A 13,586-nucleotide genomic window follows, 5' to 3' on the forward strand; every position below is an offset into this window, starting at 1 on the left:
GTGAGCCTTGCGAACCCCAGCGCTTTCGCGCAGCGCTGGGGTTGCGCTGCGCTCCACCTCCAGCCTACTTGAGCACATCCCCAACGCAGAGGTACTTGATCTCCACGTACTCGTCGATCCCGTGGTGCGAGCCTTCGCGGCCCAGCCCCGACTGCTTCACCCCGCCGAAGGGCACGTGCTCGGTGGCGATGATGCCGACGTTGATGCCCACCATGCCGTATTCCAGCGCCTCGCTCACGCGGAAGATGCGGCCGACGTCGCGGCTGTAGAAGTAGCTGGCCAGGCCGAACTCGGTGTTGTTGGCGGCAGCGATCGCTTCCTGCTCGGTCTTGAACTTGAAGACAGGGGCCAGCGGCCCGAAAGTCTCTTCCTTGGCGCACAGCATGTCGCCGGTGGCGCCGGAGAGCACCGTCGGCTCGAAGAACTGGCCCTTGAGCCTGCTGCCACCCGTGACGATCTGCGCGCCCTTGGCCTTTGCGTCGTCGAGGTGCTTCTGCACCTTGTCGACCGCGGCGGGTTCGATCAGCGGGCCCTGCACCACGCCGTCCTCGAAGCCGTTGCCGACCTTCATCGTCCCCACCTTGGCGGCGAACTTCTGCACGAAGGCGTCGTACACGCCCTCCTGCACGTAGATGCGGTTGGCGCAGACGCAGGTCTGGCCGGCGTTGCGGTACTTGCTGGCGATCGCGCCTTCGACGGCGGAGTCGATGTCGGCGTCGTCGAACACGATGAACGGCGCATTGCCGCCCAGCTCCAGCGAGAGCTTCTTGACGGTGGGCGCGCTCTGGCCCATCAGGATGCGGCCCACTTCGGTGGAGCCGGTGAAGCTGATGTGCCGCACGACGTCGCTGGCGCAGAACACCTTGCCGATCGCGATGCTGTTGGGGCCGTCGGCCGTCAGCAGGTTGAGCACGCCCGCCGGGATGCCGGCGCGCATCGCCAGTTCGGCGGCGGCCAGGGCGGTGAGCGGCGTGAGTTCGGCCGGCTTGATCACCACCGGGCAGCCGGCGGCCAGGGCCGGCGCGACCTTGCGCGTGATCATGGCCAGCGGGAAGTTCCACGGCGTGATGGCGGCGCAGACGCCGATCGGCTGGCGGATCACCAGCAGGCGGCGGTTGTTGTCGAATTGCGGCAGGGTCTCGCCGTTGATGCGCTTGGCTTCCTCGGCGAACCATTCGACGAAGCTGGCGCCGTAGGCCACCTCGCCCTTGGCTTCGGGGAAGGGCTTGCCCTGTTCGGCGGTCATGAGCCGGCCCAGGTCTTCCTGGTTGGCCATCAGCAGGTCGTACCACTTGCGCAGGATGATGCTGCGCTCCTTGGCCGTCTTGTTGCGCCAGGCGGGCCAGGCGCGGTTCGCCGCCTCGATGGCCTGTTCGGCTTCGCGCTCGCCGAGGTTTGCCACGTCGGCCAGCTTCATGCCGGTGGCGGGATCGTGCACGTCGAAGCGCGAGGGGCCCTTGACCCATTCGCCGTTGATCAGCGCGTCCGTCTTCAGCAGGCTCGGATCCTTGAGCAGGGCGAGCGGGGAGGTCTTCATGTCCATGGCCGTCTCCGTGAGTTCCTGTATCAGCGATATCGTACGCCCGGCAGCACGCAGAGCATTTCGTACAGCAGGTTGGCGCCGAGCAGCGCCGTGTTGCCGGACGGGTCGTAGGGCGGGGAGACCTCCACGAGGTCGGCGCCCACGATGTTCAGGCCGCGGCAGCCCCGCACGATCTCCAGCGCCTGCGGCACCGTCAGGCCGCCGATTTCCGGCGTGCCCGTGCCGCCCGCGAACGCGGGGTCGATGCCGTCGATGTCGAACGAGAGGTACACCGCCTGTTCGCTCCCGATGCGCTCGCGCACCTGGGCCATCAGCGGCGCGAGCGAGCGCCACCAGACCTCGTGCGCCGGCACCACCGTGAAGCCCTGCGCGCGCGGCCAGTCGAAGTCGTCGGCCGCATAGCCGGTGCCGCGCAGGCCGATCTGCCAGACGCGGTCGGTGACGAGCAGGCCTTCCTCCACGGCGCGGCGGAACGGCGTGCCGTGCGCGATGCGCTCGCCGAACATCTCGTCGTTGACGTCGGCATGGGCATCGACATGCACGAGCGCCACGGGCCCGTGCCTGCGAGCCAGCGCGCGCAGGATCGGCAGGGCGATCGTGTGGTCGCCGCCGATCGTCAGCGGCCGGCAGTTCGCGGCCAGCACCTCGTCGTAGAAGGCGCTGATGATGTCCAGCGACTTGTCCAGCGAATACGTGTTGATCGCGACATCGCCGAGGTCGGCGACCTGCAGCGTGTCGAACGGCGCCGCACCCGTGGCCATGTTGTAAGGCCGCAGGAGCGCGGACTCGGCGCGCACCTGGCGCGGCCCGAAGCGCGCTCCGGGGCGGTGGGAGGCGCCGATGTCCAGCGGCACGCCGATGAAGGCAGCGTCCAGGCCGTCGGCCGAGGAGGCCGCGGGCAGCCGCATCATGGTGCCCGGCCCCGCGAAGCGCGGCATGGCATTGCCGCTCAGGGGCTGGTTGCGCGCACCTTCGGTCACTTCATCTCCCGGCGCCCGCGCAGCCATTCCAGCACCAGCAGCAGGCTGGTGGTGAAGAGGATCAGCAGGGTCGCCACGGCGGCGATGGTGGGCGTGATGTTCTCGCGGATGCCGGTGAACATCTGCCGCGGCAGCGTCACCTGAGAGGGGCCGGCCAGGAACAGCGTGACCACCACCTCGTCGAAGGAGGTGGCGAACGCGAACAGCGCGCCGGAGATCACGCCGGGCGCGATCACCGGCAGCGTGACGCGGAAGAACGTGGTCAGCTGGCTGGCACCCAGGCTCTGGGAGGCGCGCACGAGGTTGTGGTTGAAGCCTTGCAGTGTCGCCAGCACCGTGGTCAGCACGAAGGGCGCGCCCAGCGCCGCGTGCACGATGATCAGTCCGGCGTAGCTGTCCACCAGGCCCAGGGGCGCGAAGAACAGGTAGGTGGCCACGCCCACCACCACGATCGGCACCACCATGGGCGCGATCAGGAGGCTCATGAGCGCGCCCTTGAAGGCGAAGTCGGTGCGGGCGAGCCCCACGGCGGCCAGCGTGCCCAGCACCGTCGCGAGCACGGTGGCGAGCGGCGCGACGATGAAGCTGTTGCGCGCCGCCCGGATCCAGTCGTCCGAGGTGAACAGGTTCTGGTACCACTTGAACGACCAGCCCGGGATGGGGTAGACGAGGAAGGACGAGTCGGAGAACGACAGCGGCACGATCACGATGATCGGCACCAGCAGGAAGGCCAGCACGCCCACGCAGGCGGCGCGCAGGCTCCACCACCCCAGCTTGTCCAGCGGGGTGGCGTAGGCGGGGAAGTCGGGCAGCAGGGTGCGCAGTTTCATGGACTCACCCCAGGCTCAGTTCGGACTTGACGATGCGCCGGTACAGGCCGTACAGCAGCAGCGTGGCGGCCAGCAGCAGCGCGCCCAGTGCCGCCGCCATGCCCCAGTTCACCGTGACGTTGGTGTACTGGGCCACGTAGTACGAGAGCATCTGGTCGTCGGCGCCCCCGAGCAGGGCGGGCGTCACGTAGTAGCCGATGGCCAGGATGAAGACCAGCAGCCCGCCCGCACCGATGCCGGCATAGGTCTGCGGCACGTACACGCGCAGGAAGGCGGCCAGCGGCGCGCTCCCCAGCGACACCGCGGCGCGCACATAGGTCGAAGGCACGCTCTTCATCACGCTGTACAGCGGCAGGATCATGAAGGGCAGCAGGATGTGCACCATGGCGATCACGACGCCGGTGCGGTTGAACAGCAGCGCGAGCGGCTGTTCGATGAAACCCAGGCCCATCAGCGCCCGGTTGACCAGCCCGCCGGACTGCAGCAGCACGATCCAGGCGGCAACCCGCACGAGGATCGAGGTCCAGAACGGCACCAGCACCAGGATCATCAGCACGTTGGCGCGCCGGGCGGGCAGGGTGCTGAGCCAGTAGGCCAGCGGATAGCCCAGCGCCAGGCACCAGAGCGTGACGACCGCGCTGATGCCGAAGGTGCGCGCCAGGATGCCGCCGAAGGCGCGCTGGTCCTCGGGCATGCGCTCGATGCCGCCCTGCGCGCCCCGGCGCAGGTCCAGCGCCGCGAGCAGGTAGTCGGCGGTCCAGCGCGAACCGTTCTTGGCGATCGCCTGCCAGTAGCTCGATTCGGCCCAGCGGCCGTCGACCTCGAGCAGCCTGGCCTTGGCGGCGGCCGGCGTGGTGGCGCCTTCGAGCGGCAGCGCGCGGTAGGTGTTCATGACCAGCGAGCGGGCGCCGGCCACCTCGGTATTGAGCCGCCGGGCCAGCGCGCCGGCATCGGCGCGGTCCGGCAGCGCGCCGAGGTCCGCCGCGATGGCGGCGAAGGCCTCGGGCGCGGGCACGCCCTCCCGGTTCCACTGCTCCAGCGCCACCACCGTGCGCGGCAGCGCGTTGGCGACCTCCGGGTTCTCGACCGCCCGCTTGAGGAGGGCGGCGATCGGCACCAGGAACGTGAGCAGCAGGAACAGCAGCAGCGGCAGCGTGAGCGCGAAGGCGCGCACCTTGCGGCGGCGCTCGGCGCGCGCCAGCGCCGAGCGCAACCTGCGGGGGTTGCCGGGCAGGGGGAGGGCGATGGCGGTCATGGACGCGGCTTACTGCGTGGCCCAGGCGGCGAAGCGCTTCTCCAGTTCCTCGCCCTGGTCGGCCCAGAACTTCACGTTGAACTGCAGCGCGGTCTTCGCGTTGGCGGGCGCCGTGGGCAGGTTGGCCAGCACCTTGGCGTCGAGCTTCATCAGCGACTTGGTGTTGGTCGGCCCGTACGCGATGTTGCGCGCGTACTCCGCCTGCGCGTCCGGCGTGCTGGCGTAGGCGATGAACTTCATCGCGGCGTCCTTGTTCGGGGAGCCCTTCGGGATCGTCCAGTAGTCCAGGTCGTAGATGCCGCCGGTCCACGTGATCTTCAGGTTCTTGCCTTCGCGGTTGGCGGCATCGATGCGGCCGTTGTACGCGGTGCTCATCACGACGTCGCCCGCGACCAGGAACTGCGGCGGCTGCGCGCCGGCCTCCCACCACTGGATGTTCGGCTTGAGCTCGGAGAGCTTCTTGAACGCACGCTCCGCGCCGCCCTTGCTCGACAGCACCTTGTACACGTCGGCCGGCGCCACGCCGTCGGCCATCAGCGCGAACTCCACGTTGTAGCGCGCGCCCTTGCGCATGCCGCGCTTGCCGGGGAATTTCTTCGTGTCCCAGAAGTCGGCCCAGGTGGTGGGCGGCGTCTTGACCTTGTCGGCGTTGTAGGCCATCACGGTGGACCACACGAAGATGCCGACGCCGCACTCGGTGACGGCGGCGGGCACGAAATCGCCCTTGGGCGCGATCTTCGCGTAATCGAGCTTCTCGAACAGGCCCTCGTCGCAGCCGCGGGCGACATCGGGGGATTCGACTTCCACCACGTCCCAGGTGACCTTCTTCGTCTCCACCATGGCCTTGATCTTGGCCTGCTCGCCGTTGTATTCCACCGGCACGACCTTCAGGCCGCGCTTCTCGAGCGGCTCGTAGAACGCCTTCTTCTGCGCGTTGCCGTTGGCACCGCCGAAGTTGACGACCGTGATCTGCGTCTGCGCGAAGGCGGGCAGCGCGAGGGCGGCCGCGGCCGCGAATGCGAGGGTCTTCGGGATCATGAGGCTTGGTCTCCTGGTAGGGTTGGAAGGGGGCTTCAGCGGTAGACCCGCAGGTATTCCTCTGCGGCGTAGAGGAAGACGGTGTCGCCGATGGCGGGAGCGTCGTGCCGGCCGAGCGGCAGCTTCACCATCGCGTCCTCCTGCTGGGGGATGGTGCAGCGCAGGCGCAGGTGGTCGCCGAAATAGATCACGTCGGCCACCGTCGCCTCGAAGGTGTTGGCCTGGTTCAGCACGCCGGTGAGCTCCACGCGCTCGGGGCGGATCCCGCAGGTCACGCGGTCGCCCGTCTGCGCGGCGTTGACGTTGACGCCGGTGACGCGGGCGCCGCTCGGCAGGCCCACCGTGCAGCCGGCGTCCGTGACGGCGGTCACCACGCCTTCGAGTCGCGTGCTGTCGCCGACAAAGCCGGCCACGAAGCGGTTGGCGGGCGCCTCGTACAGGCGCTCCACGCGGTCGACCTGCTGGATCGCGCCGTCGTTGAACACCGCCACGCGGTCGGACATCGTGAGCGCCTCCGACTGGTCGTGCGTGACGTAGACGAAGGTCAGGCCCAGCTGCCGGTGCAGTTCCTTCAGTTCGAGCTGCATGTGCTCGCGCAGCTGCTTGTCCAGGGCGCCCAGGGGCTCGTCCATCAGCACCAGCTGCGGCTCGAACACGAGCGCGCGCGCCAGGGCCACGCGCTGCTGCTGCCCGCCCGAGAGCTGCGCCGGATAGCGCGCACCCAGCGGGCCCAGGCGCACCATCTCGAGCGCCCGCGCGACCTTCTTCTTCTGGTCGTCGCGCGAGAGGCCGCGCACGGTGAGGGGATACGCGACGTTCTGTTCCACCGTCATGTGCGGGAACAGGGCGTAGTTCTGGAACACCATGCCGAAGTTGCGCTTGTGCGGCGGCGTGCGGGTGATCGGCACGCCGGCCAGGCAGATCTCGCCTTCGGTGGGGGTTTCGAAGCCGGCGAGCATCATCAGCGTGGTCGTCTTGCCGGAGCCCGAGGGCCCCAGCAGGCTGAGGAACTCGCCGCGGCGGATCTCGAGGTCGAGATCGCGCACGACCAGCGCGGTGCCGTCGAAGCTTTTCTGCACGCCCGTGAAGCTCACGAGCGGCGGTTGCACCAGCTTGAGGACCGGTGCCGATGCGGCATCCGCGCTGCGCACGGCGCGTTCAGGCAGCGCCGACATGGCCCAGCGCGCTGGCGAGGATCGCCAGGCCCTCGTCGATGGTGGCGTCGCTCGCGGTGAGCGGCACCAGGATGCGGACCACGTTGCCCCAGGTCCCGCAGGTCAGCAGGATGAGGCCGCGCTCCGCGGCGGCGGCGACGACCTTCTTCGCCAGGTCCGCATCGGGCTGCGACAGGTCGCCGTCGCGGCCGAACTCGATGGCCACCATGGCGCCCAGGCCGCGCACCTCCGCGATGCTCTTGTGGCGGCGCGCCAGGATGCGCAGCGACGACATCATCTTCTCGCCCAGGTGGCGCGCGCGGGCGAGCAGCTGCTCCTCCTCGAACACCTCCAGCACGGCCAGGGCCGCGGCGCAGCCGAGCGGGCTGCCGGCGTAGGTGCCGCCGAGGCCGCCGGCCGCGGGTGCGTCCATCACCTCGGCGCGGCCGGTGACGGCGGAGATCGGGAAGCCGCCGGCCATCGACTTGGCCAGCGTGATCAGGTCCGGCGCGGCGCCGAGCTGCTCGCTCGCGAACCAGGTCCCGGTGCGGCCGGCGCCGGTCTGCACCTCGTCGGCGATCAGCAGGATGCCATGGGCGTCGCACAGCTGGCGCAGGCGCGGGAAGAACTCCGGCGGGGCCACGTGGAAGCCGCCTTCGCCCTGCACCGGCTCGGCGATGATCGCGGCCACGCGCCCCGGCTCGATGTCGTTGCGGAAGATCGCCTCGATCGAGGCGATGGCGTCGTCCACCGAGATGCCGCGCGAGGGCATCGGGTAGGTGGCGTGGAACACGTCGGACGGGAACGGCCCGAAGCCCAGCTTGTAGGGCGCGACCTTGCCCGTCAGGGCGAGCGTCATGTTGGTGCGGCCGTGGTAGCCGCCGCCGAAGGCGATCACGCCCGGGCGCCCGGTGTAGGAGCGCGCGATCTTGACCGCGTTCTCCACCGCTTCGGCACCGGTGGTGAGGAACAGGGTCTTCTTCGGCCAGGCGCCGGGGGCCAGCGCGTTCAGGCGCTCGGCCAGTTCGACGTAAGGTTCGTAAGCCAGCACCTGGAAGCAGGTGTGGGTGAAGCGGTCCATCTGCGCCTTGACGGCGGCGATCACCTTCGGGTGGCAGTGGCCGGTGTTGAGCACGGCGATGCCGCCCGCGAAGTCGATGTAGCGGCGGCCCTCGACATCCCACACCTCGGCGTTCACCGCACGCTCGGCGAAGATGGTGTGCGCGTGGCCGACCCCGCGCACGACGGCGGCCTGCCGGCGCGCGAGCAGGGCCGCGTTGGTCAGGTGCTGTTCTCTCTGCATGGCGCTCCTTTGATTTGCCTCAAGTCCCGTGAACGGGGTGGGGCGAACTTTAGGCAGCGGAGCCTAGGACTAACATATACAGATGGACCTGCACGGCGGATGCACTGTGCAGGCCGCCGCACCAGTACAGATCCATGTTCACGCTCGACCCGCGTTCGGCCACGCCTCTGGTGACCCAGATCGTGGACGGCTTTCGCCGCATGGTGGAAGACGGCACGCTGCGCGCGGGCACCAAGCTGCCGTCGATCCGCCAGTTCGCCGCCACCCACGAGGTGAGCGTGTACACGGTGGTGGATGCCTACGACCGGCTGGTGGCGCTGGGCTTCTTCGCCTCGCGGCCGCATTCGGGATTCTTCGTGCGCAGCCGCGCGAGCGGCGCCCTGGCGCAGACCAGCACGCGCGGCAACTACACCTTCGACTCGATGTGGTACATGCGCCGCATCTTCGAGAACCGGTCGCTGAGCAGCAAGCCGGGCTGCGGCTGGCTGCCCAGCGAGTGGCTGTTCGGCGAGGGCGTCAGGCGCAGCCTGCGCGCGCTGGCGACGGAGGGCGTGGACCTGGGGGGCTACGGCGAACCCAAGGGCTATCCGCCGCTGCGGCAGCTGGTGCGAGACCTGCTGGCCGAACACCAGGTGAACGCCAACACCGACCAGGTGCTGCTCACGCAAGGCTCCAGCCAGGCGCTGGACCTCGCCGCGCGCCGCCTCGTGCGTGCGGGCGATTCGGTGCTGGTGGAGGAGCCGGGCTACGCCAACCTGCTGTCCTCGCTGCGCTTCCTGCGCGCGCGGCTGGTGGGCGCGCCGCGCACCCCGCAGGGCTGGGACCTCGAGGCGCTGGAGGCGCGCGTGCGCGAGCACCGGCCCAAGGTCTTCTTCACCCAGCCGCGGCTGCAAAGCCCCACCGGCTCCTCCGCGCAGCTGGCGCACCTGCACCGCGTGCTGCAGCTGGCCGAGAAGTACGACTTCGTGATCGTGGAGAACGACATCTACGTCGACCTCGATCCGGAAACGCGGCCTTCGCTGGCCAGCCTGGACCAGTTGCAGCGCGTGGTCCACATCGGCAGCTTCTCCAAGACCATCTCGCCCAACATCCGGGTGGGCTACATGGCGGCGCAGCCCGACCTGCTGGAGGAGCTGGCGCAGCTGAAGATGCTCTCGGGGCTGACGTCCTCCGAGTTCACCGAGCGCCTGGCCTATGGCGCGCTGGTGGACGGCCGCTGGCGCAAGCACGTGAAGCATGTGCGCGAGCGGCTGGCCGAGGCGCACCAGCGCACGGCGGCGCAGCTCCTGGGCCTGGGCTTCGAGCTGTTCTGCGAGCCCGAGGCGGGCATGCTGCTGTGGGCGCGCCACCCCGCCATCGCCAATTCGGCGGAACTCGCCTACAAGGCCGCGGAGAGCGACATCCTGCTCGGCCCCGGCCACCTGTTCCTGACCGACCTGGCGCCCAGTCCCTGGCTGCGCTTCAACGTGGCCTTCTGCACCGAGAACGTGATCGCCTTCCTGCGGGAGGAACTCGGCGCGGTGCAGCGGCAGGCGGCCTGAGGCTGCTCAGGAGCCGAAGCGCAGGGCCCGCGCCCGCGCCCCTTCACGCCAGGGCGTACAGCACGACCAGCCCCGTGCCATAGGTCAGCAGCGCAAACAGGGAGTCGATCCCCAGCCCCGCGAAGGTGCGATCGCGCCGCTCGATGAGGCCGATCAGGAACAGCGCGGTGAGCAGCAAGGCCAGCAGGGCGCCGAAACTCGCGCCGCGGCCGGCCTGCAGCAGCACCGGGGGACCGGGATGCAGGGCATCCACCAGCACGATGATCGTGGCGTTGAACAGGTTGGTGCCGAGCACGTCCGAGATCGCCATGGCATAGCGCTTCAGGCGAACCGCCGCGAACACCGTGCTGGCCTCTGGCAGCGAGGTGGCGCAGGCCAGGAACACCATGCCGAAGAAGGTGGAGCCGAGCCCGGTCTGGCGGGCCAGCGCGTCGCCGGTGCGCGCGAGCAGGAAGCCGGCGACCAGGATCACGGCGGCGGCCGCTGCCGCGCGCCACAGCAGTGGCGCCAGGCCTGGCTGCAGCAGTGCAGCGGCGCGACCCTCCTCGGGCACGGCCGCGTCGCGCCGCAGCGGCTGCCAGGCTGCTTCCGCCTGCGAATGGCTCATGATCCAGACCGCCGCTGCGTACACCAGCAGCATCGCCCAGCTCCAGCCGCCGATCCCCAGCACCAGCACGTCGCCCGTGATCGCCGGCGCCACGATCACCGCCATCATCACGATCCCGAGCACGCCCACCAGCATCACCTTGGGCGATCCCTGGATCGACGTGAGCGGGCGGCTGCGCACCGTCGCGTCCGCGAGCGCCAGCAGCACCACGTTGAGTGCCGCGGAGCCCAGCAGGTCGCCGATGGTCAGCGCCGGCGAACCCTGCAGCGTGGCGGTCACCGCCACCGCAAGTTCGGGCAGCGAGGTGACGGCGCCGAGGAGCAGCAGGCCGAGGATCTCCTGGCTCAGGCCGGTGACGGTGGCGATCGCGTCGGCGCAGCGCGTGAGCCGGACGGCGGCGAACCAGACGGCCGCGGCGGCGGCCACGAACACGAGAAGGTTGGCGGACAGCGGCAGGGGGTCGGGCATGGGCAGCGAAGCTCAGGCCATTGTCTGCCATGGTGCGGGCATGTCCGCCCCCGAGCGGGACGAAGGGCCCAAACCTATAATCAAAGGTTCAGCTGGACCCCTATGAGCACTCCCCAATTCACCGTCGCCGACATCCGCCAGACCTTCCTCGACTTCTTCAGGGACAAGGGGCACACGGTCGTCGCCTCGAGCCCGCTCGTGCCGGGCAACGACCCGACGCTGATGTTCACCAACTCCGGCATGGTGCAGTTCAAGGACGTGTTCCTCGGCACCGACAAGCGCCCTTACGTGCGCGCGGCTTCGGTGCAGGCCTGCCTGCGCGCCGGCGGCAAGCACAACGACCTCGAGAACGTGGGCTACACGGCCCGCCACCACACCTTCTTCGAGATGCTGGGCAACTGGTCCTTCGGCGACTACTTCAAGCGCGATTCGCTCAAGTGGGGCTGGGAGCTGCTCACGCAGGTGTACAAGCTGCCGGCGGACAAGCTCTGGGCCACCGTCTACATCGACGACGACGAGGCCTACGAGATCTGGACGAAGGACATCGGCCTGCCGCCCGAGCGCGTGGTGCGCATCGGCGACAACAAGGGCGCCCGCTACGCCAGCGACAACTTCTGGATGATGGCCGACACCGGCCCCTGCGGCCCCTGCTCGGAGATCTTCTTCGACCACGGCCCCGGCATCCCCGGCGGCCCGCCCGGCAGCCCGGACGCCGACGGCGACCGCTACATCGAGATCTGGAACCACGTGTTCATGCAGTTCGACATGCAGCCCGATGGCAGCGTGAAGAAGCTGCCCGCGCCCTGCGTGGACACGGGCATGGGCCTGGAGCGCCTGGCGGCGATCCTGCAGCACGTGCACAGCAACTACGAGATCGACATCTTCCAGGCGCTGATCGCCGCCGCCGGCCGCGAGACCGGCACGAAGGACCTGGCGAACCCGTCGCTGAAGGTGATCGCCGACCACATCCGCGCCACCGCCTTCCTGGTGGCCGACGGCGTGATCCCCTCCAACGAGGGCCGGGGCTACGTGCAGCGCCGCATCATCCGCCGCGCGATCCGCCACGGCTACAAGCTCGGTCGCAAGACGCCGTTCTTCCACAAGCTGGTGCCGGACCTGGTCCGGCAGATGGGCGATGCCTATCCGAACCTCAAGGCTTCCGAACAGCGCGTGATGGAGGTGCTGAAGGCGGAAGAAGAGCGCTTCTACGAGACGCTCGCCAACGGCATGGAGATCCTGGACCTGACGCTTGCCGGCGATCGCAAGGTGCTGCCCGGCGACGTCGCCTTCAAGCTGCACGACACCTACGGCTTTCCGCTGGACCTGACCAACGACGTCTGCCGCGAGCGCGGCGTGACGGTGGACGCCGCCGGCTTCGATGCCGCCATGGAGCGGCAGAAGGCCGCCGGCCGCGCGGCGGGCAAGTTCAAGATGGACCGCGCGCTGGAATACACCGGCGAGGGCAACGTCTTCACCGGCTACGAGAGCCTGGAGGAGTCCGCGCGCGTCGTGGCCCTGTACCGCGACGGCCTGCCGGTGCAGGAACTGGCCGAGGGCCAGCCCGGCGTGGTGGTGCTGGACACGACCCCGTTCTATGCCGAAAGCGGCGGCCAGGTGGGCGACAGCGGCATCCTCGCGGCCGAGGGGGTGCAGTTCGGCGTGGAGGACACGCAGAAGATCAAGGGCGACGTGTACGGCCACCATGGCACGCAGACGCAGGGCACGCTGAAGGTGGGCGATACGGTGCGCGCCGCGGTGGACCTGCAGCGCCGCCACGCGACCATGCGCAACCACAGCGTGACGCACCTGATGCACAAGGCGCTGCGCGAGGTGCTGGGCGGCCACGTGCAGCAGAAGGGCTCGCTGGTCGACGCCGACAAGACGCGCTTCGACTTCACGCACAACGCGCCGGTCACCGCGGAACAGGTGCGCGAAGTGGAAGCGCGCGTGAACGCCGAGATCCTGGCCAACCACCCGACGCAGGCGCGCGTGATGGACATCGAGTCGGCCAAGGCGACCGGCGCGATGATGCTGTTCGGCGAGAAGTACGGCGACTCGGTGCGCGTGCTGGACATCGGCTCCTCGCGCGAGCTGTGCGGCGGCACGCACGTGAGGCGCACCGGCGACATCGGCCTGTTCAAGGTGGTGAGCGAAGGCGGCGTGGCCGCGGGCGTGCGCCGCATCGAGGCGGTGACGGGCGCGAATGCGCTGGCCTACCTGCAGCAGCTCGAGTCCACGGTGCAGACGGTGGCCGGCTCGCTGAAGGCCGCGCCGACGGAACTGCAAGGCCGCGTGACGCAGGTGCTGGACCAGGTGCGCGCGCTGGAGAAGGAAGTCGCCACGCTGAAAGGCAAGCTGGCTTCGTCGCAGGGCGACGAGCTGGTGAACCAGGCGGTGGACGTCAAGGGCGTGAAGGTGCTGGCGGCGCGCCTGGACGGCGCGGATGCGAAGACCCTGCGCGACACCATGGACAAGCTCAAGGACAAGCTCAAGACGGCGGCGATCGTCCTGGCGGCGGTGGACGGCGCGAAGGTGCAGCTGGCCGCGGGCGTGACGGCCGACAGCATGGGCAAGGTCAAGGCCGGCGACCTGGTGAACTTCGTGGCGCAGCAGGTGGGCGGCAAGGGCGGCGGCAAGGCCGACATGGCCATGGCCGGCGGCACGGACGCGAGCAAGCTGTCCGGCGCGCTGCAATCGGTCCAGGCCTGGGTGTCCGAGCGGGTTTGACGGACTTGTCTTTTCCCTCCCCCTCCGGGGGAGGGTAGGGTGGGGGCGCTTCGAGGCGCCCCTTTTCCATTCAGGCGTCCGGGAGTGGGGGGGGGGCCCGCCCCCCCCCCCCCGCCCGGGCGCGGGCCGCAGCTAAAAAA

Annotated in this window: 10 protein-coding genes; 2 read left to right on the top strand and 8 right to left on the bottom strand. The window is 69.6% G+C overall.

The annotated features are described in order from the left end of the window. Nucleotides 1–64 precede the first annotated feature (64 nt). Genes WG923_RS07825 through gabT form a run of 7 tightly spaced genes read right to left on the bottom strand, consistent with a single transcriptional unit; the run spans nucleotide 65 to nucleotide 8,103 of the window. Nucleotides 65–1,543 (bottom strand): NAD-dependent succinate-semialdehyde dehydrogenase, encoded by a 1,479-nt coding sequence (locus tag WG923_RS07825; RefSeq protein ID WP_340350384.1) that lies wholly within the window; start codon nucleotides 1,541–1,543, stop codon nucleotides 65–67. A 23-nt stretch (nucleotides 1,544–1,566) separates the two neighbouring features. After that, nucleotides 1,567–2,481 (bottom strand): agmatinase, encoded by a 915-nt coding sequence (gene speB, locus WG923_RS07830; protein WP_340350402.1) that lies wholly within the window; start codon nucleotides 2,479–2,481, stop codon nucleotides 1,567–1,569. A gap of 38 nt (nucleotides 2,482–2,519) precedes the next feature. Continuing rightward, nucleotides 2,520–3,353, bottom strand: coding sequence for an ABC transporter permease (locus tag WG923_RS07835; protein ID WP_340350385.1), 834 nt, complete (start codon nucleotides 3,351–3,353; stop codon nucleotides 2,520–2,522). 4 nt (nucleotides 3,354–3,357) lie between these two features. After that, nucleotides 3,358–4,608 (bottom strand): ABC transporter permease, encoded by a 1,251-nt coding sequence (locus tag WG923_RS07840; RefSeq protein ID WP_340350386.1) that lies wholly within the window; start codon nucleotides 4,606–4,608, stop codon nucleotides 3,358–3,360. A 9-nt stretch (nucleotides 4,609–4,617) separates the two neighbouring features. Beyond that, on the bottom strand, nucleotides 4,618–5,646 hold the full coding sequence (locus WG923_RS07845) for an ABC transporter substrate-binding protein (RefSeq protein WP_340350387.1): 1,029 nt from the start codon (nucleotides 5,644–5,646) through the stop codon (nucleotides 4,618–4,620). Between the two features lie 35 nt (nucleotides 5,647–5,681). Further along, entirely contained in the window at nucleotides 5,682–6,821 is a 1,140-nt protein-coding gene (locus WG923_RS07850) for an ABC transporter ATP-binding protein (protein ID WP_340350388.1), read from the bottom strand. Next, nucleotides 6,805–8,103 carry a 4-aminobutyrate--2-oxoglutarate transaminase gene (gene gabT, locus WG923_RS07855; RefSeq protein WP_340350389.1) on the bottom strand — a complete coding sequence of 433 codons (1,299 nt, stop codon included), beginning with the start codon at nucleotides 8,101–8,103 and terminating at the stop codon, nucleotides 6,805–6,807. The genes WG923_RS07850 and gabT overlap by 17 nt, the downstream gene beginning before the upstream one ends. 134 nt (nucleotides 8,104–8,237) lie before the next feature. Between gabT and WG923_RS07860 the strand changes: the two genes are divergently transcribed. Continuing rightward, nucleotides 8,238–9,644 (top strand): aminotransferase-like domain-containing protein, encoded by a 1,407-nt coding sequence (locus tag WG923_RS07860; RefSeq protein WP_340350390.1) that lies wholly within the window; start codon nucleotides 8,238–8,240, stop codon nucleotides 9,642–9,644. A 43-nt stretch (nucleotides 9,645–9,687) separates the two neighbouring features. Here WG923_RS07860 and WG923_RS07865 read toward each other — a convergent pair whose 3' ends face one another. Further along, on the bottom strand, nucleotides 9,688–10,719 hold the full coding sequence (locus tag WG923_RS07865; RefSeq protein ID WP_340350391.1) for a sodium:calcium antiporter: 1,032 nt from the start codon (nucleotides 10,717–10,719) through the stop codon (nucleotides 9,688–9,690). A gap of 102 nt (nucleotides 10,720–10,821) precedes the next feature. Between WG923_RS07865 and alaS the strand changes: the two genes are divergently transcribed. After that, nucleotides 10,822–13,446, top strand: coding sequence for an alanine--tRNA ligase (alaS, locus tag WG923_RS07870; protein ID WP_340350392.1), 2,625 nt, complete (start codon nucleotides 10,822–10,824; stop codon nucleotides 13,444–13,446). Nucleotides 13,447–13,586: the final 140 nt, after the last annotated feature.

Origin of the sequence: Ramlibacter sp. AN1133 (genome assembly GCF_037890035.1) — a bacterium.
Taxonomy (GTDB): domain Bacteria; phylum Pseudomonadota; class Gammaproteobacteria; order Burkholderiales; family Burkholderiaceae_C; genus Ramlibacter.

What these genes read in the sequence shown, in the direction of transcription:
- alaS (WP_340350392.1), top strand. Translation starts at nt 10,822, where the DNA reads ATGAGCACTCCCCAATTCACCGTCGCCGACATCCGCCAGACCTTCCTC.
- WG923_RS07850 (WP_340350388.1), bottom strand. Translation starts at nt 6,821, where the DNA reads ATGTCGGCGCTGCCTGAACGCGCCGTGCGCAGCGCGGATGCCGCATCG.
- WG923_RS07835 (WP_340350385.1), bottom strand. Translation starts at nt 3,353, where the DNA reads ATGAAACTGCGCACCCTGCTGCCCGACTTCCCCGCCTACGCCACCCCG.
- WG923_RS07845 (WP_340350387.1), bottom strand. Translation starts at nt 5,646, where the DNA reads ATGATCCCGAAGACCCTCGCATTCGCGGCCGCGGCCGCCCTCGCGCTG.
- WG923_RS07865 (WP_340350391.1), bottom strand. Translation starts at nt 10,719, where the DNA reads ATGCCCGACCCCCTGCCGCTGTCCGCCAACCTTCTCGTGTTCGTGGCC.
- gabT (WP_340350389.1), bottom strand. Translation starts at nt 8,103, where the DNA reads ATGCAGAGAGAACAGCACCTGACCAACGCGGCCCTGCTCGCGCGCCGG.
- speB (WP_340350402.1), bottom strand. Translation starts at nt 2,481, where the DNA reads ATGCCGCGCTTCGCGGGGCCGGGCACCATGATGCGGCTGCCCGCGGCC.
- WG923_RS07860 (WP_340350390.1), top strand. Translation starts at nt 8,238, where the DNA reads ATGTTCACGCTCGACCCGCGTTCGGCCACGCCTCTGGTGACCCAGATC.
- WG923_RS07840 (WP_340350386.1), bottom strand. Translation starts at nt 4,608, where the DNA reads ATGACCGCCATCGCCCTCCCCCTGCCCGGCAACCCCCGCAGGTTGCGC.
- WG923_RS07825 (WP_340350384.1), bottom strand. Translation starts at nt 1,543, where the DNA reads ATGGACATGAAGACCTCCCCGCTCGCCCTGCTCAAGGATCCGAGCCTG.